Here is a 19,661-nt window from a genome sequence, read left to right on the forward strand (position 1 = left end):
GCGCCGCCGTGCCGGACCCCGCCGTCAGAGCGACTGTGCGGTCGGCCGAAGGACGATCTCGTTGATGTCGGTGTCGGCCGGCTGGTCGATCGCGTAGGAGATGGCCCGGGCCACGGCATCGGCGTCGATGGCGACCGAGTAGAGGTCCTCGGCGCTCTCGGCGCTGTCGGCGTGGGTGATCTTCGAGGTCAGCTCGGTGGACACGGCGCCCGGGGAGATGACCGTGGCGCGGATGTCCTCGCCCACTTCCTGGCGCAGACCCTCCATGACCGCCCAGACCCCGAACTTCGTCGCGGAGTAGACGGCCGAGTTGGCGAACACGGTGTGTGCGGCCACCGACGCGAGGCTGATGACGTGCCCGCCGCCCTGGGCCCGGAACTTCGGGAGCACGGCCGCGATCCCGTAGAGGACGCCCTTGAGGTTCACGTCGATCATCTGCTCCCACTCGTCGACCTTGGCGGCCTCGAGGGGCGAGAGCGGCATCAGGCCGGCGTTCGCGAGCAGCACGTCGACGCGGCCGAACTGCTTCTCGGCGGCGTCGACGAACGACTGCACGTCGTCGCGGACAGCAGGAGGCACAGGCGCGTCGGGAAGCCGCCGACGCCGCGATGGCCCGCCTGGAGGAGATGCAGCGGGACGCTCCCGGCGGGGAGGAGATCGTCGATCAGCTCCGTCGCCGGGTGCAGAACCGTGTGCGCGCCGCCGACGAACAGCTCGCCGCGATCGGGACGCAGGCCGACATCGCCGAGGGCGATCCGCGTGCCTACCTCGAGCCTCGTGGGGCGCCCGGTGCCGGGCAGCAGGAGCTCCCCCGGGACACCTACCGGCGGTTCGGCCAAGCCATGATCGTCGCCGAGAGGGCCCGTCTGCTCGCCCTGCGCGACGGCGGGCGTCTCGGTGAGGACGCGTTCGTGCGCATCCAGCGCGAGCTCGACCTCGAGCAGGCCGCGCTCCTCGTGCGCTGAGATCCGACCGGGTGTGATCGAGGTCGGTGATCGGATTTCGCCCCGGTACGGCGGCGCTCTCTCCGTCGAGCGCCGCCGTGCCGGACCCCGCCGTCAGAGCGACTGTGCGGTCGGCCGAAGGACGATCTCGTTGATGTCGGTGTCGGCCGGCTGGTCGATCGCGTAGGAGATGGCCCGGGCCACGGCATCGGCGTCGATGGCGACCGAGTAGAGGTCCTCGGCGCTCTCGGCGCTGTCGGCGTGGGTGATCTTCGAGGTCAGCTCGGTGGACACGGCGCCCGGGGAGATGACCGTGGCGCGGATGTCCTCGCCCACTTCCTGGCGCAGACCCTCCATGACCGCCCAGACCCCGAACTTCGTCGCGGAGTAGACGGCCGAGTTGGCGAACACGGTGTGTGCGGCCACCGACGCGAGGCTGATGACGTGCCCGCCGCCCTGGGCCCGGAACTTCGGGAGCACGGCCGCGATCCCGTAGAGGACGCCCTTGAGGTTCACGTCGATCATCTGCTCCCACTCGTCGACCTTGGCGGCCTCGAGGGGCGAGAGCGGCATCAGGCCGGCGTTCGCGAGCAGCACGTCGACGCGGCCGAACTGCTTCTCGGCGGCGTCGACGAACGACTGCACGTCGTCGCGGTCGGTGACGTCGAGGGTGCGGTAGGCCGCGTCGTCCCCGATGTCGTCGGCGATCCGCTTCAGGTTCTCCTCGCGTCGGGCTCCGAGGAAGACCTTCGCGCCCTGGTCGGCGAGCCGTCGTGCCGTCGCTTCTCCCAGCCCGCTGCTGGCTCCGGTGATGGCCACGACCTTGTCGGCGACGTTCGTCATGAGGCCTCCTCGTCCGTCGGTGTGGACGGCCGGCTCGGCGCGTCCGGAGGTGACCTACCCGACGGCGGGGCGGGAGATTCGTGGCGACGACGACGTTTGCGGGTGGCACAGGACGGCGACTCTGTAGTTGAAGCGACAACCGTCGTTGTCATTCTTGGGTCCGATCGCCGAGAACGAGAGAGGCGCCCGCTGTGTCCACCCCTCTGCCCGACGACAGTCCGCTCCTCGCGCCCCTGCGCGTCGGTCGTCTCGAGCTCCCCCACCGCGTGCTGATGGCTCCACTGACCCGCAACCGGGCCGACGGCGACGTTCCGAACGAGATGCAGGCCGAGTACTACGCCCAGCGGGCGTCGGCCGGACTGATCTTCTCCGAGGGCAGCCAGCCCCAGCGGATGGGTCAGGCCTATCCCAACGTCCCCGGCGTCCACTCGGTCCGGCAGAAGGCGGGCTGGGCGGGTATCGCCCGCCACGTCCATGACCACGGGGGTCACCTGTTCGTGCAGTTGATGCACTCCGGGCGGATCTCCCACCCCCACACGCTGGACGGCGCCACCCCCGTCGCGCCCTCCGCCGTGCGCCCCGAGGGCTCGATCGTCACCTGGTCCTCGCCCGACCCGGGCGCCGAGCGGGAACTGACCACGCTCGAATACGTGACCCCCCGCGCGCTGGAGCTCGCCGAGATCCCCGACGTCGTCGCCGGGTACGCCCACGCGGCGCGTCTGGCCGTCGACGCCGGCGCCGACGGCGTCGAGCTGCACGGCGCGAACGGGTACCTCATCCACCAGTTCCTCGCCGACGGCATCAACCGCCGGACGGATCGCTACGGCGGCTCCCCGCAGAACCGGGCTCGCTTCGCGGTCGAGGTCGCGCAGGCGTGCGCCGAGGAGATCGGGGCCGACCGCCTCGGTATCCGTGTCTCACCGCTCAATCCGTTCAACGGCATCGTCGAGAACGACGACGAGGTCTACGACGTGCTCGTCGACGCTCTCGCCCGGATGGACCTGGCCTATCTGCACGTCGTCGGCACCCGTGAGCAGGACTTCGTGCCGCGTCTTCGCGCGGCGTGGCCAGGCGTCTATGTCCTCAACACCAACTTCGAGGAGTACTCGACCCGCGAGGACATGTCGGCGCTGATCGCCGACGGTGTCGCCGACGCCGTGACGGTGGGACGTCCGTGGATCGCCAATCCGGACCTGGTGCGCCGCTGGCGGGAGGGAGCCGTCGAGAGCGAACCCGACCAGAGCTCGCTGTACGGCGGGGACCGTCGGGGTTACACCGACTACCCCTTCCTCCAGGACGCCGCCTGACCCGCCGCCTGCCCGCCGCCTGACCCGCCGCCTCGGCTGTTCCGGCGCACCCGCGTCGGCCGCGCCCGAACCCGACGAACGCGACGTCGACAGCGGAGGCGGCGCCCGGCACCGAGCAGGCTTGCCGACCAGCCATGCTCTGAAGCCTCGACGACGATCTGGTCCTGCTCGCCGGTGCCCCCGGAGACTCCGACCCCGCCGACGACGTTCCCGTCGTGCCCGTGCAGCGGCAAACCTCGAGCAGGAACCGGGTCTCCTCCACCGACGGTTGTCCCGCCCCGGCCGGGCCGGTGGCCCGGACCGGGGCGCCGCTCGCGGCGGCGCCCGCGATCTGGTGGGCCAGCCCGGTGGTGCCGGGCAGGTGCGTGGCGCACCAGCGGGCCAGCGCGCCCGCGCGCAGCTGCGACGTCAGCGACACCACGCACCACCTCCCACGGGTCAGTGAACAGTCCTATACCTGGCTGGTCAGAAGGGTGCGCGGCCGTCGACGTGCCAGATCGCGGCCGCGTCGAGCAGCTCCGCGGCCACCGAGTCGCCCCACCCCTGGACCACGCGCAGCGCGAACACCGCCTGCTGCTGGTCGCCGATGCCGCCGAGGAACTCCAGCAGCTCCTCGATGTCGACATCGTCGGCAGCGGCCCTGGTCTGGATTGTGGCCGGGCCGCAGCGCAGCCCGCGCCGCAGCCGCCGGGCCTCACCCGTGGCCTGGACCGCGGAGCGCAGCGCGGGGCGCCCCCACGCCCGCAGGGATGGGTCGATCGCCCGGCTGGCCCAGTGCCGCCAGATCCGGGTGGTCGAGGGCACCTGTGACCGCAGCGCTTCGGCGGCGTAGGGGCCGGTGAACGCCTCGCTGCCCTGGTGCGTGGCAGGGATCGGCTCGTAGCCGGGATGGGGGTCGAGGATGTCCTGGCCGGGGCAGAACGGCTCCCGGCAAGGCTCGCCGCGCTCGGCGCCACACTCGGTGCAGCGCGCGGGCAGCGGCGCCACCCCGAGCACCGTCACCGCCCCGTTATCGGGGTCGTCGGGGTCGAGCTGTCCGAAGCGGCCACAGCGCCGGCAGGCCACCGTCTGGTGCTCGCTCCAGTCGGGGTCGGGCACCATCCGTCCCTGCCGGTCGGCGACCTGCAGGGCCTCGGACGTGGGCGAACAGGGGCACCGGTGGACGGTGACCCGGTCCGGGATGAACTGGCCCAGCGGCTCGTCGCCGCCGCGGGCGTGGTGGTTCGTGGTGCTCATGCGCTGCCTCCAGGTCGTGTAGGCCGGTGGTGACAGCGCCGTGCGGCCCCGGCACGGGTGGGTCGGGGCGGAGGTTCGCCGCTGGCCCCTCCGGTGTGGGATCACGTGCCTGACCACCAGGCGCCGGCCTACCGGGTGGTGATCCCGCCCGGATGGCGTCGGCGAGCGGTTCATCGCCTACCGGCCCGCCCGGGGCGGGCATCGTGCAGGCGGTCATCACCGGCCACGACGCTGGCGGCGCACTGGCCTGTGGTTGGTCAGGTGAGCTCGTCGCCCGCGGGTTCGAGGTCGTGGTCGGCCACAGGGCTGTCGATGTCGGACAGGTACTCGATCCGTTCCGCCCGCCCGTGCGGGTTCTCGGTGATCCAGTTCCCGATCGCGGCGGCGATCGCCTCGCTGGTGGTGCGACCGCGGACCTGGTCGTCGTGGGTACATCCGTCGGGCCAGTGGATGCGCACCCGGTGCCAGCGCCGGGTCACGACGCCTCCCCGCCCTCGGCGGGGCCCTGGGCGTCGGCGGTGCTGTGGCGGCGATCGATGCGCCGCGGCGCCCGGGCGCCGTAGGCCAGGGCGCGGGTGATGGTGCGTTCGGCTTCGGCCGCGGTGAACCCGTCGACGCCGATGTGGACCGCAGCGGCGTCGAGCAGGAGCGCGTGGGCGTTGTCGGCGTCGAGTTCCCCGCCCCCGACCAGCCGGCCCAGGGTGCGGGCCGCGTTGAGCAGGGTGATCTGGCGTTGTCCCTTCGGCGCCTGCTCGACCGCAGCGGTCTCACCGGCCAGGATCGCCGCGACGTAGGCATTCGCCCGCCGAGTAGGCAGCGCCAGCGGCTCGCCCTGGCGCGGCGCCGCCGGCGGGGGCGGGGTGAGCACAGAGGTCAGCCATTCCGGGAGCTCGGCGATCTGGCCGTGCTCGGCGACCAGGTAGGCCCCTTCAGGGCGGACGCTGCCGGCGCCGACGACGAACCCGCCCCCGGCGCGGGTGTCGATCAGCGGGCCCAGGCTGTGTCCGTGCCCGCCGTGGGTGTTGCGCAGCTCCAGGCCCTCGGGCAGCCGGTAATAGAGGTGCTCCCCATCGGTCGGGGTCATCGTCGAGTAGGTCTCCGGCAATGTCTGGCCGTGGCCGGCGGTGAGCTGGTCAAGGACCTCGCGCCCGGTGGTCGCCCCGCCCCAGTCGGGCAGCGGTTCGGTGCTGGTGTCGAGGTCGATGACCACGATGCCCGACGGGCCGCAGGCGATCCCCACGTTGAACCGGGCCGATTCGTCGCCGGACCACCAGCGACAGATCTGGGCGCGGTCGCGGGTGGCGCGCTGCTCCCATCCCTGATGCCCGGCGGCGCACACCCCGCGCTCCCGGCAGCGGTCGGCGCTGTGGCGGGGCACGGCCGGGAACTTCCCCCCGGGTTTGACCGGGAACACGTAAAGCCCGGCGGCGGCCGCGTCGAGCGCGACCCGGCGCAGCCGCGCCACCTCCGGATCCTGGCGCCGGCCGCGGCGTCGGGTGCGTGGCATGCGGTGCTCTCCCTCCCGGCTCCGGGGCTCAGCATCGCACCGATCGGTGCGGGTGCAAGACACATCAGTGCTGGTCGGGGTCGTCATGAGAGCTGGTCTCCCTTCGTGGGCCGCTGCGCGCGGTAGGCGAGCGGGGTGGTGTCGGGCCGCCCGGTGGGGGCAGGCCGTTGTGCGCCTGCCCCTTGGGGCGCGCCGAAGGGGGTGCAGAGGCTCGCGGGTCCAGGGCAGCCCGCAGGGCTGTCGCGACAGCGACGCGGATGCGCCCTGGACGCGGGAGGAGCACACCCGCACCCTCGGCCCGACACCGTCGAGGGTGGACAGCGCGGCGCAGCCGCACCGTCGCGGTTTTCCTCGACCGGGCAGACGGCCTACTCAGGCGGTCGCCGCCCGGTCAGATGGCGCCGATCGTTGCCTCGGGAGCAGCGCCCTCGCTGGGTCAGGATCCGGTGGGGTCCAGGTACTCGTCGGCGACAACGTCCATGATCAGTTCGTCAGCCTCGGTGCCGTTCCAGTAGCCGGCGCGGCGTAGCCGCCCGGCATGACGGAATCCGGCCTTCTCGTAGGCGCTGATCGCGCCGGTGTTCGGGGCGAGGACCTTGAGCCAGACCGATCGGAGCTGGCAGATCCTGAAGGCGTAGTCGAGAGTCAGCTGTGTCGCCTCGGGTGCGAGGCCGCGGCCGCGGCCGTCGGCGCCGAGCAGGATGATGAACTCGGCGGTGCGCACGTAGTGGTCGATGCGCAGCGCGCTGGTCCCGACCGGCGCCGGGTCCCCGGCGCGGGTGAGGTCGTAGAGGGTGAAACGCGGGATCGTGCCCATGCTGCGGGCCTGGGCGTCGTAGCCCTCCAAGCGAGCTTCGAGCGATTCAGGGGTTTGGCGGCCCATGCCTGCGATGACGGCGGGTTCGTTCTCCCACTGCCAGTACAGCTCGGCCAGCGCCCGGGTGAACGGGCCCAGCGCGGCGCGGTCACCGCGCAGCCAGAGCAGCGGGCCCCTGCCGTTGTCGGTCGCGTCGGTGTCGGCGGCGGGTGTGGTGGTGCTGGTGATGGTCATGGGGTGGCTCCTTTCCCTGCCCGGACGTGGTCGGGTTCGGGCAGGTGAATCACGGGTGTGAAGCGCAGGGTGGAGGTGGGCTCGCCGACGGGGTGCCCGTCGAGGGCGAGCCAGGCGTGGAGCCTGATCGGGTCCGCGGCGATTCCGTGGCACCACCCAGCTCGCCGGCCGGTCACGGCCAGGGCGAGCATCGCCGCGACGGTTTCCTCCAAGCACGCTGTGCGGAACGGAGACAGACGCCCGATGACGCGTACGCATTCTAGGACGCGGGAGGCCTGTGTGGGGCTGGCTGCGCGTTGTGCGAGCCGGGTGGCGTGAACGAGGCGCAGCATGCGGGCGAAGCCGCGGCTGCGGCGCCCGGTCACGCGCACGAGGTGCACCGTGAGCAGGGCGAGTACGGCGGCCGGCGCCCACGCGCGAGAGAACCGTGGTGCTGGGGGCAGGGCGCCAGGGGCTTCCTGGGTTCCCCAGCTTGGGCGGGTCGGGCCGATGCGGGCGTCGTAGGCGGGCCAGGGCCGAGGCTCGTCAACCTCGGTGGGGGCCAGCAGCCCTGCCGTGCGCAGCCGCTCGGCGAGGTCGCCGGCCGCGGCGCTGGTTGTGGCGCCGGTGGCGGCGAGCTCGACCCAGGTCTGTCGCTGGGTACCGATCAGGGTCCAGACCGCGCCGGTGCGCTCGTGCAGGAGCACCAGCGCGTGGCCGAGGTCGACGGCCCGCACGTCGGCGGGCCGGGTCAGGTACTGGTTCATCGTGGGCCTCCTGCAGTCGCACCGGCGGTGGCCGGTGTGGCGGTGTCGGTGGCCCAGCGGGCCACCGCCGGCCGGGTGGCGATGGCGTGTAGCCAGACCTCCGCGGCGAGGACGGGGTTGAGCTGGTGGAAACCGATGCCCGGGGCGCCGGCGGCGGCCCGGGTGAGCAGCGCGCGGTAGCGGTCGGGGTCAAGCAGTCCTCGCTCGGCGAGGCGTCCGTCTGTGAGCTGGTGCAGGCCCTCGAGGTGGGCGCGCAGGCCGCGGTACTGGTCGACGGTGAAGTCGCCCTTGGTGCGCCGCTGCGCAACCACGCTGGGCAGAAGGCCGGCCATCGCGTGGCGTAACAGCGGCTTGTAGTCGCTCGGCCCGGCCCGCAGGTGTCCGGGTAGGGCCAGTGCCGCCGCGGTCACGGCGGGGTCGGTGAACGGGTTGTGCAGGCTGATTCCGTAGCGCTGCTCGGTGATCTGGGCATCTGCACGCGCGGTGCGCGCCACGAGCTGCATCCCGGCGCTGGTGCGGGTGACCTCGCCCGGCCCACCCCGCCGGGCCTGGGCGAGCAGCGGCCACGCGGGTGTGCGCCGCAGCCGCGCCCACCCCAGCACATGCCGGACCAGCAGCGCCCGGGCGGACAGCCCCGGCGCGGCGGCCAGGTCGGACAGATAGCCCGGCTGCGGCCCGAGCAGGGTGTCGCCGCCGTCTCCGGTGAGCAGATCGGTGACCCCGCGCTCGGCCAGCGCGGCGAGCTCGGCGTCGAAGCGGGCGATCGCGATCGTGCTCGGCGCGGGCTCGTCCGTGGCCGCGACGAGATCGAGCATCCGCCCGTACGGGACGTGCTGGTCGGCCAGCGGGCACAGCAGGTGCTCCAGCCGGGGATCACGCCCGGCCCGGTTGGCGTGGGCGACGGCGGCCCGGGCGTAGTCCAGGTCGCCGCCACGGTCGACCCCGGCTGGATGCACGGTGACCGCGAGCAGATCCCGCCCGCGGGCGCGGTGGGCCAGCAGCATCGCCAGCGATGTCGAGTCCAGCCCACCGGAACAGTCAGCGGCCACCCGTGGTCCACCGACCCCGGCCACGGCATCGGCCAACGCGACGCGCAGCGCCCACGACGACCGATATCCGCCTGCGCTTTCCGGGCTCGGGACCGGCCGCGTCGCGATGCCGCCGCCGTGCCGCAGGGACAGGCGCGTGCCCGGCGGTACCGGGGTGACCCCGGCAAACGCCGAGCGTGCCCTGGCCTCGTCCGTGGTGGCCGGGTCGAGTTGGGCACGCAACCAGTCCTCGTCGACGTCCGCGTCGGTGAGTGCGGCCAGCGCCAGCGAACTCGACCCCCACAGCACGGCGCCGTCGGCGCCGGTCGCGGTGTAGATCGGCTGCACCAGACCGTGGTCGGTGAACAGCACCGTGGCATCGGCACTGATCTCGATCACGGTGTAGGCGCCGGGGAACACCGAGCCGGCGTGATCGGGCACCCCCGCGCCGGCCCAGCGGGCCAGCACGGTCGGGTCACACACCGTGCGGCCCACCACGGCCACCGTGCGCTCGCCCGCTGAGGCCAGCGTGATCTGCTCGGTGGGCCAGGCGCCGCACAACCACGCTCGCCGAGACCACCCCACCGGGCGGGCCCCGACCGGGACCGGGCGGGCGTGCTCCGGGCGGTCGTGCGGGACCACGCAGCCGCCGAACCAACGCATGTCCATCGAGATCGAACCCCCTTCTGGTGTGGGACAACTGCGGCGCGGCCGCCCACTGGGGTGCGACAGCGATTGGGTGCAGAAACGGGGCGGGCCCGGTGGACGACGTGCGTCCACCGGGCCCGCGCTACCCCTTGTCGATCAGGAGTAGATGTAGCGCTTGTCCTCCGACGTGCCGGACCCGCCGCCCTCGGTCAGGGCCGCTGCGTCGCCCAGCTCGACCAGCTCGGTCTCACTCGACATGCCATTCACCTCCTCTCTGTACAAACATCGACCCGCACCCCGGGAAGTGGGGCCGGTGCGGTCCCACCGCCGGTCGCGGTGGGACGTGACTCGCCCGCAGGCGGCGGGCCCGGCGCGGCGGGGCCGCGCGCTCGCCCGACCGGTGTGACACCACCGGTCCTGCGATCGGCGAACCCGCGAGCGGGAGTCGTGGTGTCACCCGTGTCGGGTGCGGCAGGCGCGGCATCGGTGAAGCCGGGCCCGACGCCTGCAGAGTCACCACGGCCCATCGGCGCCGGTCGGGGCCGGTCTCCAGCCCCTCCTGCCGCTGCGTCCGGGCTCAACCCGCCCGCGGTTGGTCAGTCGATGTCGAGCGCGCAGCGCCAGGTCTCGGGTCGGGCCGTCGCCGCGTAGTCGCGCAGTACCTGCTCGTCGATCGGCTCCGGGTCGAGCACGGCGACGCTGCGGGCGGGCAGGAAGCGCAGCGTGTCCTCGCCCGGGATCGCGATGCCGACGCGTTCGCCGCCGTCGCGGGCGTAGCGGTCCGGGCCGATCCACCGGACCTCTCCGGTGATCCCGACGTTCTTGCCGCGCCGGGTGAGCGAACGAACGTGGCGGCCCACGCGGGGCTCGGTGGTCTCGGTCTGCTCGATTTCGAGCAGGTGCGGCACCAGCCGGGCCCGGTACCAGGCCAGGGCCGCGGCCTGGACACACGCAGTCGCGTCGACCGAGGCCCCGTTGTGGTAGGTCCAGCCCCGAGTGCTGGCGTACTCGCGGGCGTTGACGCGCTCGCCGTCCCAGATGACGGCGATGAAGTCGCTGTCGTCGTAGCCGTTGCGCTCGTAGGTGGCCAGCACCGCGCCCATGTAGGAGCGCTGCGGGTCGCCACAGGCCCGACCACTGTTCTTGATCTCTGTGGTGCAGGCGGGCCCGCACACGGTGATGGTCATCGGATACCTCCCGGGGGAGTTGTGATCTGCCTCGTCAGCGCCGGGAGGATCAGTCCTCGGCGGACGCCGCGGAGCGCGGCGTTTCGGCTGCGGTGTCGGTCGGCTCGCGCCCGTCAGGGGGTGGTCCGCTGGTGCGCGGTGCTGGGCACCGGCGCTCAGGCGCTGGCGGCGCACCAGCGGTCGAGCGTGCGTGGGCTGATGCCGTACTGCGCGGCCACCGCCACACGCCGGCTGCCCTCACGGACCAGGGCCACCGCGGCGGCCCGCCGGGCCTGTCTCGGGGTGTGCTCGGCAGCAGGCCGGTGCGGGCCGCGTGGCCGCATGTGGCGGCGCTCGTCGTCGGTCGTGGCGCCCCACACCCCGTCGGCTCCGAGCTCGAGTGCCTGGGCCAGGCAGGCCGCGGTCGCCGGGCAGCGCCGGCACACCGCCTTGGCCTGCTCGACCTGGCGGGCCGCAGGGGAGCCGGTGCCGACGGGGAAAAACAGCTCCGGGTTCTCAGCCCTACAGGGCAGGTCGTGGTCCAGGAAATCCATCTCTGCTCACCTCGCATTCAGGGCTCAGACAGGGCCCGGCGCCCCGGACAGGGGCCGGGGGAGGAGTGGAGACCGGGCGGGACGCCGCCGCTGTGGCTGGGCGCCCGCCCGGTAGCCGCCGGGGGTTAGGTGGCCGGCTGGGGAGCGGTGGTCGAACCGGTGCGCTCGCGCCGAGGCTGACGGGTGACCGTGGCGGTCGCGCGGCGCAGGTCCGGGCCGATGGCCAGGGCCCGGAACTCGGTACGCCGGACCTCGCTCTGGAGCTGACCGTCCTCGCCGACCGGGCGGAAGGAGTTGTCGACGAACTTGCCGATCACGATCACCGCGGCCCGGGCGTGCAGGGACTCGGCCGCGTTGTCGGCCAGGTCGCCGAACGCGACCACGTCGGTCCAGACCGGCTTGGTATCGCGCCACTCACCGGTCTGGCGGTCGCGGTAGCGATCGTTCTGCGCAAAGGAGAACTTCAGCACTGCCTCCCCGGTCCGCTCGCTGTAGACGAGCTTGGGGTCGTCCTTGCCGATGTTCCCGACGAGAGTGATCTCGTTCATGGGGTGCCTCCTGAGGTGTCGGGCTGGTTGGTGACGCGGCCCTGCCTCAGTGCGCCGTGGTGGGGCCCGTAGGGGCGGCGGGGGTTCGGGCTGGCCCGAGCGGGTGGGAACCGCGTCAGCGGTCCGAGCCCTCGGCGAGGCTTGTCCCACCCGCTCGGTGTCGGCGCCGGTTCATCGCCGCGACCCCCACCGCGGTGTGCTGACCTTCGGGCGTCTCCACACCGAGCACCGACACCTCAGGAGGCACCCCCGGGCGGCGAGCTCTGCCACTGCCGACACCCGCCCGCCCTGGTCCGTCCTGACGGCGGCGCTATCGGGGGTGCCGCACGCCGGCCAGCACCGTCTTGGCCTGCGTGATCGCGTCGTCGATGCCGTAGATGCCCCAGCAGGCTTCGACTTCGGTCCAGTCACCGCCACCGCAGCTGTGTTCGCACGCCGACCCGGCGGGACACCGTGTCCGCTGCTCGGCGATGTAGCCCACGACCTGCCCGCCGGCCCACTGGTCATAGGTCTCGACTTCGCCGCGCAGGTAGGCCTGGGCCTGCTCGTCCCCGGGATAGCTGCCCCCGCACGCCGAGGCCAGCTCGTCGCGGAGCAGGTAGGCCAACCCGGCCTGCCCGGAGTCCCATGGGTCGGCGAAGCACCCGGCCCGGGCGCCTGCGCGCAGCGCGAGGTCACCGTGCGCGTAGCCCCACACCGGTACGACCACCGCGTCGTGACACACCGACAGGTAGCGGCCGGCCAGGGCCCAGCCGCCGCGTTCGCACAGCTGCCGTAGCCGGTCGGTGTGGTCTTCCCACGGCAGTACGTGCCGGGCACCGTCGAGCACCAGGTGCCCGACGGTGCCCCAGTCGCGCGGCGACTGCGGGGCGTCGTCGGGCAGGACCCGTACCCGCCCACCGGGCACCTCGGCGATCTGGATCTCACGCATGGCTGATGTCCCTTCACGAACGACGACGGGGGCGACACCGCGTGCGGTGTCGCCCCCGTCGGGAGTGGTGGTCAGTGCCAGATGACGTCGCGGGCCTGGTCGCGGGCGAACAGGGCGAGCTCGCGCAGGACGCTGAGCCGGTCCTGCAGGTAGCCCGCGGGCCGGCCGAAGTCCACGACCGTGCCGGCCGCGTTGAGGTTTCGGCCCGGGACGCCGGCATCGGCCGGGGCCAGAGCCAGGGCCAGTTCGACGCGGCCGAGCATCTGCTCGGCCGGTAGCTCCCCGCCCAGGGGCGTGTCTTCGCCCGGCGCCGGAGCCGGGGGGCCGCCGGGCGGGGGCTCGTGCACGTCGTCGGCGCCGAACTCGGGGACCAGCCCGAGCGCGCGCAGCAGCAGCATCGCGTTGCGAACGCTGACGTCCAGGCTCGGTTCGGTGTCGGTGCTGGAGTGCACGACCACGAACGGGCGGTAGGCGTGCTCGCCGCAGTCGGTGTCGGTGCAGAACCGGCGATGGTCCGCCAGACCAGCGAGGGCGGTCTCGTAGTCGGCGAATAAGCGCCGGTCCTGCGGCGGCTGCGCCGCACACACGATGCACGCGCCCTGCTCCACCGGGCCTTCGGCCGGGGGAGCGGGCATGAACGTGACACCCACAGTTCACACCGTCCTTTCGATCCGCCTTGGAGGCGGGCGCAGCGGCCCGCGGTGATAGTCAGTTGGTCGCCGGGCGGGCCGGCTCGGAGCCGGGTCCGCGGGCGATGGGCAGTAGCGCGTCCGGGCTGGTGAACCAGGCGCGTACGACGTCGACGGCGTCGTGCTTGGCGAAGTGGGCGCCGAGGCGGTCGAGCCCGCCGGGGATCCGGCACTGGATCTCCTCGACGAGGTCGTCGATCGGGTAGTCGAACCCGGACCCGCCGTAGAGCTCGGCGTACTCGGCCAGTGCCAGCTGCTGGAACAAGGTCCGGTCACCGAGCCCGCGCACCGCGCCACCACTGTCGGGGGCAGGGCGCCGGTAGACGAGGCCGTCGTTGAGCGCGACCTGCAGTGGCGGGTTGTTCGGGAACTCTTCGGCCAGGTCGCTGGTGTCGATCGCGACCCGCAGCAGCGGACCGGGCTTCCAGTAGACGCTGACCAGGACTTCGCCGACGCGCAGCGCGGGGCGTTCGTCGTCGCTGGTCTGGGGCAGGAACTGGGCACTGCGGTTGAGCTGGTCGTGGTCCTGCTCGGTGTGGGTCATCTCGGCCTCCTTGGAAGGGGTCGCACACCCAGGGCGGGGGCGGCGCTGCCGCCCCCCGCCCTGGGTGTGAGGAGTGCTGGGTCAGTCGGACTCGGCGTCCGAGTGGTCGCCGGCATCGGCGCTGTCGGGGTCCGCCGTGTCTGGCTCGCTGTCGGGGGCGGGCCCCTCGGCCTCGTCCTCGTCCTCGGTGGCGGCGGTGCCGGGCTCGTCCTCCCCGACCTCGCCGGCGCCGCCACCGGCGGAGTCGTCCTCCGGGTCGGCGGCGGTGGTGGAGGCGCCATTGGGGTCGAGGGCGAGCTGCTCGACCTCGGACAGCTGGTAACCCCAGTCGCGCAGCTGGGCGAGGTAGCGCTGCGTGGCCGGGTCGGCGTTGCGCCAGTTGCCGCGGTGGGTGCTGGCCTCGTAGGCGGCCAGCACGAAAGCCAGCGACAGCATCCCGGCCCGAGCCGCGCTGGTGGCGCGGGCGGCCTGGGCGAGCGGATTGACCCGCCCGCTGTAGTAGCCACCCCCGTCCGGGGCGTCGAGGCCGAGCAGCTCGCAGGCCAGCGTGTTGCCCGACTCCATCGCCTTACGCAGGGCGTGGGCGCCCTGGCCGAGCTCGGCGGCAACGAAGATCGCCGCGCCCTTGGGCGCGGCCTTCTTGGCCAGCAGCTCGGCCAGGCACTCGCGGCGCACGGTCTCCGCAGAGGCCCACGCCTTGTTGTTCTCGACCACCCGCCGGCGCTCGAGGCGTGCCGCCTCCTTCTCCCGGGCCTCCCGGACCTCCCGCTCCTCCTCGTTTTCCACTGCGCTGGTGGTGCCGGTGTGGGCGCGCATGCCCTCGCGTAGCGGGGCGTGCCCGTGGGTGGTCGGGTCCAGGCACAGCCAGTGGACCCGGGCCTGGGGGCCCTCGCGGTAGTGGCGGAAGGTGATCACTTCCGCGGCGTGGCCGGGGCAGCTGCGGTGGGCCTGCTCCTCCAGGGCGGTCTCTTCCGGATCGTCGGCGCTGGGCCGCAGCCGGTACAGCTCGGTCGCGGCGCCGTAGCGGTCGTCGTCGCGGTCGATGACGGTCACCCCGCCCTCGGTGAGCTCGGCAACGGCGGCCGCGTGCGCCTGCTTCTCGGCGCGGTCGTCGCGCAGCCGCTGTGCGAAGTGGCGGAATCGCTCCGGCTCCCGCACCGCGACAGTGGTCAGCAGCGTGACCGCCTCGTCGTCGTCCTCGAACTCGGCGATCACCGCCATCTGCATCAGGTCCAGCTCGTAGCGGGACCCGATCGCGACCGCCCGCTTGCTCTGGGCGGCCTGGGTGGTCTGGCGGACCCGGTCGGCCTTGGTGCGCACGACCTTGGCGATCTCGGCCGGCTTGAATCCGAGCCCGAGCAGCTGCTGGTGGGCGGCGACTTCCTCGGCGTCGCCGATGCCGGCGCGGTGCTGGTTCTCGACGAGCTGGTCGACGATCCGCTCGGCCTGCCCGGCCCGGTAGTCATCGCTGCCGGTGTCGACCTCGTCGCCGTCCTCGGTGGCCGGTTCTGGGGTAATGATGACCGGCACCTGGGTCAAGCCGACGCGGACAGCGGCCAGGGTGCGTCGCTGCCCCTTGCGCACCACGAGGGTCCCGTCGCTGGCGCGGCGGCGGACGGTGATCGGTTCCTGCACTCCGCGGTCACGGATCGAGGCGCAGAAGTGCGGGTCGAGGTTCGCAGCGAGGCGGGTGTTGACCTCCAGCTCCAGGGTGTTCGGGTCGACCAGGGCCAGCCGGCCGAACGCCGCCGCGTCGACCGCGGCCGTCTCGGGGGTCGGGGTCGGTTCTGCGGTCATCAAGACCTCCCACGGTTAAGCGACCCGCCCCCGGTCACACACGTGAGCGGGGGCGGTGCGCCCCGCGAAGCCCGGGGGCGCACCACGTGGCTCGGGCAGCCGAGGGCCCGGGCCGGCGGGGGTTCTGCCGTGGTCACCCCGGCGTGGACCCGCCCCTGTTGACGGCCACTGGCCCGGTTGTGCTGTGGCGGGTTCACCCGGGGGGATCCCGCGGCAGGTTCATCGCCAGGACCCGGGCCCCCGGCTGCCAGCGTGTGTCCGCCCCCCGTGGCCGGGGGGCGGACACACCCACTGGCCTCCTACCCCGACCTGAGGCCCGGGAGGTGGTCGTGACCGTGCGGGCAGACCGACTGGTGGGTGTGCGGGCACTGGTGTGCCGCCACCACGTCCACATCGGTGGTGGCCGCGACATCGGCAAGCGCCCTGGCCAGCGCGGGCAGCAGCCGTGGATGAACCCGCAGCTGCACGCGCGCATACATCGGCCACCGCCCGCCACCGAGCCGCACCTCCTGCTCCGGTGGGCCGGTGACCTCGTGCCCCAGCCGGACGTCGCTGATCCGGACCTCCTGGACCGCGCCCCGATACGGGTGCGCGGCGGCCAGCGTCAGCTCGGGCAGGTGCGGCGAGCCGGAGCTGGTGACGGTGCCGGGCAGCCGCGCCAGGTGCTGCGCGGCCTCGTCGACCAGAGCGCCCTCGGCCGCGACGAGGGCATCGGCGGCGGCCCGCCATTCCCGCGCGGCGGGCCGCACCGCCCGGTAGGCCCGCAGCAGCCGCCGCCGCACGTCCGCAGCGAGCTGCTCGGCCGGCCGGGCGGGGGACACCGTGATGGTCGTGCCCAGCTCGGGCATCGGTACATCGCGGGCGTCGTCGGGATCGCTGCAGCGCACGATCATCCGTCCCGCCTGCGGCCCGTAGCCGCGAAGGTGCAGCGCCAGGCGGTCCCCGCCCGCGCTGACCAGCAACACCCGCCCGCCGGGCTCGGTGACCCGCCAGGCCTGCTCGTCGCAGGCGCTCAGCGCGGCCGCGACCCGCGCGCCGACCTCACCGACGCTCTCGGGGCGGTTCACGCGTTCACCGCCCCCGGCCCCGGGGCGAGCACCCCGTTCCGGCGCAGGGCGGCGGCCAGCTCGGTGGCCAGCTCGGTGGCCAGACCTGCCAGGGTGAGCACGCCACGCTGCCGGTCGAGCGCCCCGGCCAGTGCCTGTTCCAGAGCCTGCTCGAGGTCGGCCGTAATCACCGGCACGACCGGGTCGGGCCCAGTCGGGTCGGGCCCGGGATCGACGCGGGCGGCGAGCTCGTCGAGCGGCTGTCCGTCGAGCGGTTCGTCGTCGTCGAGATCGGCGTCGGCCAGCCCGATCGCCTCGAACGCCAGCCCGAGGTGCTGGATCAGATCGCCGCCGCAGATGCTGCCGGCGTCGGCTTCGCGCAGCCGGGTCCAGGCCACGAACAGCCCCAGGATCCACCGGTCCGACGCCGCAGTGGTGCTCATCTGCCACGGGGTGTGCTCGGCGGGGGTGGCCAGTGCGAGCAGGGTGTCACGCTGGCGTGAGCTGACCGGCGCAGTGTGAGGCTTCTGGTGGCGGTGCAGCATCGGCGCCAGGCCCTCCGGGATGGTGGTGGCGGTGTGCCCGGCCTCGGTCAGCTCGCCGTGGCGGTTCCACCCGCTGTAAGCCCATCCGGTGCGCTGCCCGTCCTGCTCGGTCGGGGCGAACCACACCTGCCCACCCAGGGCAGTGGTGAACAAGAACGAGGCCTCGCCCGGGGCGGAGGGCTGGGTGATCCGGTCCGGGTCGATGCCCCGGACGGAGAAGATGCGACGAAGGTCAGCCAGGGTCGTCATCGGAAATAATCCAATCTCTGCAGGCCAGCAGGTAGACAGCGGCGCCCCGAACCCGGTGTCTGGGCTCGGGGCACCGCAAGGGGGGTTCGAGGTCAGGACGCGGCCGGTGTGGCCTGAGCCGCGAGACGGTGGAGCTGCGCGACGTGTGTGGCGTGCCCGGCCCGCTGCCAGGGCTCGCCCGAGATCGCGGTGGGCATCAGCTGCCATCCGGCTTGGCGCAGCGCGGCTGCGGCGCCGCGGGCGGTCGGCTCGCTGGTCTCTCCGAGCACCGGACCGGGTGCGGCGTGCACGACCTGGGTGCCCTCAACCGGGTCGTCGATGTAGATCAGCCCGGTCGGTCGGTTCCACTCCGCCCACACCGGTGCGCCGGTGGGAACGAACCCCACCGCGGGTTCGGCGGCGATTCGGGAGCACCGGGTACTGATCCGGTCCCGCCAGGACAGTCCGGTGACGGCGTCCAGCGCGGCCGGGTCGGCCAGCAGGTCCTCCAGCCGGCCCAGGGCGGCGGCCGGGACGTAGACCTCCCCGGAGCTGTCACACTCCCCGGTCCAGAGGCCCAGGTTCGGCGCATACAGCGCGACCGTGCCGAGGTGTTCCTCGTGCGGGTCGTCCCAGGCCAGCCAGGTCGCGCCCGGCGCGACCGCGCGCAGCAACGCCGGCAAGTGCTCGTCGGCCACGGCCCCGTGCCCACCCCAGGTGCTGGTGTAGGTGGCGCCGAGATAGATCCCGGCCCGCGCCGCGGTCGGGTCGTCGTCGACGCAGACCAGCTCGTGCTCGTCGAACACCACGGCCAGCGGGGTCGCCTCCGCAGCCGCGAGGTCGACCACGGTCACCGCGAACTCCACCGCGCTCACGCCGCCACCGCCGGTGCCGGGGTGTGGTCCTCGGGTTGCGGGTCGCGTTTGCCGTCGAACGGCGCGATCGGGGCGAGCTCGTCGACGATGTCGCGTGCCACGTGCAGCACGGTGGTCGCGGCGGCGCGCACGACGTCGATGTCGCCGTCGGCCCAGCCCATCACGTAGGCGTCGGTGTAGGGCTCGGAGTCCAGCCCGAACGCCTTGCACACGATGTGGGCCACCGACTCGGCCTCGGTCTCCTCGCGGCCGCGGTGGGCCACCGGAGCCACGTAGCCGAACTGCTCGAGGTGCCCGCACCGGATGTGGGCCAGCTCGTGGATGGCGGTCTTGATCCGCTGGGCGTGGCTGACGTCGTCGCGCACCCGCACCAGCCGGGTGCCTGCTCCGGCCACGGTCACCCCGTTGGCCCGGCCCAGGTACTCGCTGCCGGGCTCGGCCAGCGCGTAGTCGTAGCCCTCGGCCCGGATCATCGCGACCACGTCGTCGTAGACCCCGGTCGGGTCGTCCCCGTCGAGCAGGACGGCCTGCTTGCCGCCGTGCAGCTTCACCTGCCGGCGCACCTGCACGGTGGGCACCACGTAGTTGTCCGCCCACGGCGGAAGCGGCGCGGTCTGGGACAGCTCGAAGGTCCGCTCGAACTTCCAATTCGCGACGATGACCGGCAGCCGGTTCTGCGCGTCGCGCACGACCCTGCGCCCGGTGCGCTGCTCGTAGGCCTCGCGTTCGTCCTCGCGCAGCCGTCGCTTGACTGGTGCCCAGATTTTGAATCCGGTCTGGCCGGCGATCACGGTGCGCTTGTGCTTGCGCCAGCCCGAACTCCCGTCGCGGGCGCCGTAGGCCATGAACATCTGCGGCTCGACACCGCGTGCGGCGGCCTGGAGCATGAGCAGGATCTGGTTGCCCAGCGAGTAGCGCGCACCCCACTCGGCGACGGTCTTGAGGAACTCCAGCCACTCGACCGGATCCGAGGCCAAGGCCTCGAGGCGGGCCATCATGTCCTCGTGCGCGGCGTCGATCGCCTCACGGCGCGCCTGCTGCTGTTCGGCGGTCGGCGCCGGACGCGAGCGCTTGCGCGTGCGGCTCTTCGCGGGCGTGCGGGGGCGGGTGGTCTGTCCCATTGGCGGGCTCCGATCAGACGAATCAACCGCTCCCACCGGCCCCGGGGAAGTGGGGCCGGCGGGAGCCCCACCGCCGGTCGCGGTGGGACGTGACTCGCCCGCAGCCCGGCGGGCGGCGCGGCGGGGCCGCGCGCTCGCCCGACCGGCGTGACACCACCCCCTCCGCGTAGAGATGAGGCGTCCTCGGGAGCTGGTGGTGTCACCCGCGTCGGGTGGGCAGGCGCGGCATCGTCGGGAAAGCCGCCCGACGGACTGCAGAGTCACCACGGCCCACCCGCCCGACGGAGCGTGCGCCGGCCTGCCACCC

At 73.3% G+C, this 19,661-nt stretch carries 23 protein-coding genes, 1 other RNA gene and 1 pseudogene; 2 read left to right on the plus strand and 23 right to left on the minus strand.

Translation table 11 applies throughout. From position 1 onward, the window contains the following. Positions 1-24: 24 nt before the first annotated feature. Complete coding sequence (locus ACLFMI_RS14850; RefSeq protein WP_410948430.1) at positions 25-555, minus strand: SDR family oxidoreductase; 531 nt, start codon at positions 553-555, stop codon at positions 25-27. Between the two features lie 53 nt (positions 556-608). Here ACLFMI_RS14850 and ACLFMI_RS14855 point away from each other — a divergent pair, with 53 nt between their 5' ends. Beyond that, positions 609-965 (plus strand): hypothetical protein, encoded by a 357-nt coding sequence (locus tag ACLFMI_RS14855; RefSeq protein WP_410948431.1) that lies wholly within the window; start codon positions 609-611, stop codon positions 963-965. Between the two features lie 93 nt (positions 966-1,058). Here ACLFMI_RS14855 and ACLFMI_RS14860 read toward each other — a convergent pair whose 3' ends face one another. Continuing rightward, the gene (locus ACLFMI_RS14860; RefSeq protein ID WP_410948432.1) at positions 1,059-1,787 is read right to left on the minus strand and encodes an SDR family oxidoreductase; all 729 of its coding nucleotides are present in this window, start codon (positions 1,785-1,787) and stop codon (positions 1,059-1,061) included. A gap of 191 nt (positions 1,788-1,978) precedes the next feature. On the opposite strand from ACLFMI_RS14860, the gene ACLFMI_RS14865 reads away from it, so the two are divergent. Next, positions 1,979-3,094, plus strand: a complete 1,116-nt coding sequence (locus tag ACLFMI_RS14865) for an alkene reductase (RefSeq protein ID WP_410948433.1) — start codon at positions 1,979-1,981, stop codon at positions 3,092-3,094. Here the strand turns inward: ACLFMI_RS14865 and ACLFMI_RS14870 are convergent. From ACLFMI_RS14870 to ACLFMI_RS14970, 21 genes and pseudogenes are all read right to left on the minus strand, one after another. Continuing rightward, entirely contained in the window at positions 3,067-3,522 is a 456-nt protein-coding gene (locus ACLFMI_RS14870; protein ID WP_410948434.1) for a heme-binding protein, read from the minus strand. The two genes, ACLFMI_RS14865 and ACLFMI_RS14870, sit on opposite strands and share 28 nt — an antisense overlap. A gap of 37 nt (positions 3,523-3,559) precedes the next feature. Further along, on the minus strand, positions 3,560-4,330 hold the full coding sequence (locus ACLFMI_RS14875; RefSeq protein WP_410948435.1) for a hypothetical protein: 771 nt from the start codon (positions 4,328-4,330) through the stop codon (positions 3,560-3,562). Between the two features lie 257 nt (positions 4,331-4,587). Continuing rightward, positions 4,588-4,809 (minus strand): hypothetical protein, encoded by a 222-nt coding sequence (locus ACLFMI_RS14880; protein WP_410948436.1) that lies wholly within the window; start codon positions 4,807-4,809, stop codon positions 4,588-4,590. Continuing rightward, entirely contained in the window at positions 4,806-5,837 is a 1,032-nt protein-coding gene (locus ACLFMI_RS14885; protein WP_410948437.1) for a bifunctional DNA primase/polymerase, read from the minus strand. Before ACLFMI_RS14885 ends, ACLFMI_RS14880 begins: the two co-directional genes overlap by 4 nt. Positions 5,838-6,273: 436 nt before the next feature. Beyond that, on the minus strand, positions 6,274-6,888 hold the full coding sequence (locus ACLFMI_RS14890) for a GNAT family N-acetyltransferase (RefSeq protein WP_410948438.1): 615 nt from the start codon (positions 6,886-6,888) through the stop codon (positions 6,274-6,276). Beyond that, a complete protein-coding gene (locus tag ACLFMI_RS14895; protein ID WP_410948439.1) occupies positions 6,885-7,634 on the minus strand; it encodes a lasso peptide biosynthesis B2 protein in 750 nt (249 codons plus the stop codon). Before ACLFMI_RS14895 ends, ACLFMI_RS14890 begins: the two co-directional genes overlap by 4 nt. Then, on the minus strand, positions 7,631-9,331 hold the full coding sequence (locus ACLFMI_RS14900) for an albusnodin/ikarugamycin family macrolactam cyclase (RefSeq protein ID WP_410948440.1): 1,701 nt from the start codon (positions 9,329-9,331) through the stop codon (positions 7,631-7,633). The genes ACLFMI_RS14895 and ACLFMI_RS14900 overlap by 4 nt, the downstream gene beginning before the upstream one ends. A 135-nt stretch (positions 9,332-9,466) precedes the next feature. Beyond that, positions 9,467-9,568, minus strand: a complete 102-nt coding sequence (locus tag ACLFMI_RS14905; protein WP_410948441.1) for an albusnodin family lasso peptide — start codon at positions 9,566-9,568, stop codon at positions 9,467-9,469. 338 nt (positions 9,569-9,906) lie between these two features. Continuing rightward, positions 9,907-10,497, minus strand: a complete 591-nt coding sequence (locus tag ACLFMI_RS14910; RefSeq protein WP_410948442.1) for a hypothetical protein — start codon at positions 10,495-10,497, stop codon at positions 9,907-9,909. A gap of 20 nt (positions 10,498-10,517) precedes the next feature. Further along, an RNA gene (locus tag ACLFMI_RS14915) (hammerhead ribozyme type II) lies at positions 10,518-10,586 on the minus strand. 66 nt (positions 10,587-10,652) lie between these two features. After that, positions 10,653-10,820: a helix-turn-helix domain-containing protein gene (locus ACLFMI_RS14920; protein ID WP_458788588.1), complete on the minus strand. Its 168-nt coding sequence runs from the start codon at positions 10,818-10,820 to the stop codon at positions 10,653-10,655. Beyond that, positions 10,809-11,030 (minus strand): annotated as a pseudogene (locus ACLFMI_RS14925) (WhiB family transcriptional regulator); the annotation flags it as partial. The gene ACLFMI_RS14920 and the pseudogene ACLFMI_RS14925, both read right to left, overlap by 12 nt. A 125-nt stretch (positions 11,031-11,155) precedes the next feature. After that, complete coding sequence (locus ACLFMI_RS14930) at positions 11,156-11,578, minus strand: single-stranded DNA-binding protein (protein ID WP_410948443.1); 423 nt, start codon at positions 11,576-11,578, stop codon at positions 11,156-11,158. Positions 11,579-11,888: 310 nt separating this feature from the next. Continuing rightward, the gene (locus ACLFMI_RS14935; RefSeq protein WP_410948444.1) at positions 11,889-12,509 is read right to left on the minus strand and encodes a hypothetical protein; all 621 of its coding nucleotides are present in this window, start codon (positions 12,507-12,509) and stop codon (positions 11,889-11,891) included. 71 nt (positions 12,510-12,580) lie between these two features. After that, positions 12,581-13,159: a hypothetical protein gene (locus ACLFMI_RS14940; protein WP_410948445.1), complete on the minus strand. Its 579-nt coding sequence runs from the start codon at positions 13,157-13,159 to the stop codon at positions 12,581-12,583. A 58-nt stretch (positions 13,160-13,217) separates the two neighbouring features. Next, on the minus strand, positions 13,218-13,742 hold the full coding sequence (locus ACLFMI_RS14945) for a hypothetical protein (RefSeq protein ID WP_410948446.1): 525 nt from the start codon (positions 13,740-13,742) through the stop codon (positions 13,218-13,220). An 81-nt stretch (positions 13,743-13,823) separates the two neighbouring features. After that, the gene (locus ACLFMI_RS14950; RefSeq protein WP_410948447.1) at positions 13,824-15,539 is read right to left on the minus strand and encodes a ParB/RepB/Spo0J family partition protein; all 1,716 of its coding nucleotides are present in this window, start codon (positions 15,537-15,539) and stop codon (positions 13,824-13,826) included. 299 nt (positions 15,540-15,838) lie between these two features. Next, on the minus strand, positions 15,839-16,606 hold the full coding sequence (locus ACLFMI_RS14955) for a hypothetical protein (protein WP_410948448.1): 768 nt from the start codon (positions 16,604-16,606) through the stop codon (positions 15,839-15,841). Then, positions 16,603-17,379 carry a hypothetical protein gene (locus ACLFMI_RS14960; RefSeq protein ID WP_410948449.1) on the minus strand — a complete coding sequence of 259 codons (777 nt, stop codon included), beginning with the start codon at positions 17,377-17,379 and terminating at the stop codon, positions 16,603-16,605. Before ACLFMI_RS14960 ends, ACLFMI_RS14955 begins: the two co-directional genes overlap by 4 nt. A gap of 92 nt (positions 17,380-17,471) precedes the next feature. Further along, positions 17,472-18,233, minus strand: a complete 762-nt coding sequence (locus ACLFMI_RS14965) for a hypothetical protein (RefSeq protein ID WP_410948450.1) — start codon at positions 18,231-18,233, stop codon at positions 17,472-17,474. Next, positions 18,230-19,354 carry a hypothetical protein gene (locus tag ACLFMI_RS14970; protein ID WP_410948451.1) on the minus strand — a complete coding sequence of 375 codons (1,125 nt, stop codon included), beginning with the start codon at positions 19,352-19,354 and terminating at the stop codon, positions 18,230-18,232. Before ACLFMI_RS14970 ends, ACLFMI_RS14965 begins: the two co-directional genes overlap by 4 nt. Positions 19,355-19,661: the final 307 nt, after the last annotated feature.

It is taken from the genome of Pseudonocardia nantongensis, from assembly GCF_046546495.1.
Classification (GTDB): domain Bacteria; phylum Actinomycetota; class Actinomycetes; order Mycobacteriales; family Pseudonocardiaceae; genus Pseudonocardia; species Pseudonocardia nantongensis.

Coding starts and splice junctions, on each gene's coding strand:
- ACLFMI_RS14855 (WP_410948431.1), top strand. CDS start 609: ATGGCCCGCCTGGAGGAGATGCAGCGGGACGCTCCCGGCGGGGAGGAG.
- ACLFMI_RS14860 (WP_410948432.1), bottom strand. CDS start 1,787: ATGACGAACGTCGCCGACAAGGTCGTGGCCATCACCGGAGCCAGCAGC.
- ACLFMI_RS14875 (WP_410948435.1), bottom strand. CDS start 4,330: ATGAGCACCACGAACCACCACGCCCGCGGCGGCGACGAGCCGCTGGGC.
- ACLFMI_RS14885 (WP_410948437.1), bottom strand. CDS start 5,837: ATGCCACGCACCCGACGCCGCGGCCGGCGCCAGGATCCGGAGGTGGCG.
- ACLFMI_RS14890 (WP_410948438.1), bottom strand. CDS start 6,888: ATGACCATCACCAGCACCACCACACCCGCCGCCGACACCGACGCGACC.
- ACLFMI_RS14895 (WP_410948439.1), bottom strand. CDS start 7,634: ATGAACCAGTACCTGACCCGGCCCGCCGACGTGCGGGCCGTCGACCTC.
- ACLFMI_RS14900 (WP_410948440.1), bottom strand. CDS start 9,331: ATGGACATGCGTTGGTTCGGCGGCTGCGTGGTCCCGCACGACCGCCCG.
- ACLFMI_RS14905 (WP_410948441.1), bottom strand. CDS start 9,568: ATGTCGAGTGAGACCGAGCTGGTCGAGCTGGGCGACGCAGCGGCCCTG.
- ACLFMI_RS14910 (WP_410948442.1), bottom strand. CDS start 10,497: ATGACCATCACCGTGTGCGGGCCCGCCTGCACCACAGAGATCAAGAAC.
- ACLFMI_RS14920 (WP_458788588.1), bottom strand. CDS start 10,820: ATGCGGCCACGCGGCCCGCACCGGCCTGCTGCCGAGCACACCCCGAGA.
- ACLFMI_RS14930 (WP_410948443.1), bottom strand. CDS start 11,578: ATGAACGAGATCACTCTCGTCGGGAACATCGGCAAGGACGACCCCAAG.
- ACLFMI_RS14935 (WP_410948444.1), bottom strand. CDS start 12,509: ATGCGTGAGATCCAGATCGCCGAGGTGCCCGGTGGGCGGGTACGGGTC.
- ACLFMI_RS14945 (WP_410948446.1), bottom strand. CDS start 13,742: ATGACCCACACCGAGCAGGACCACGACCAGCTCAACCGCAGTGCCCAG.
- ACLFMI_RS14950 (WP_410948447.1), bottom strand. CDS start 15,539: ATGACCGCAGAACCGACCCCGACCCCCGAGACGGCCGCGGTCGACGCG.
- ACLFMI_RS14960 (WP_410948449.1), bottom strand. CDS start 17,379: ATGACGACCCTGGCTGACCTTCGTCGCATCTTCTCCGTCCGGGGCATC.
- ACLFMI_RS14970 (WP_410948451.1), bottom strand. CDS start 19,354: ATGGGACAGACCACCCGCCCCCGCACGCCCGCGAAGAGCCGCACGCGC.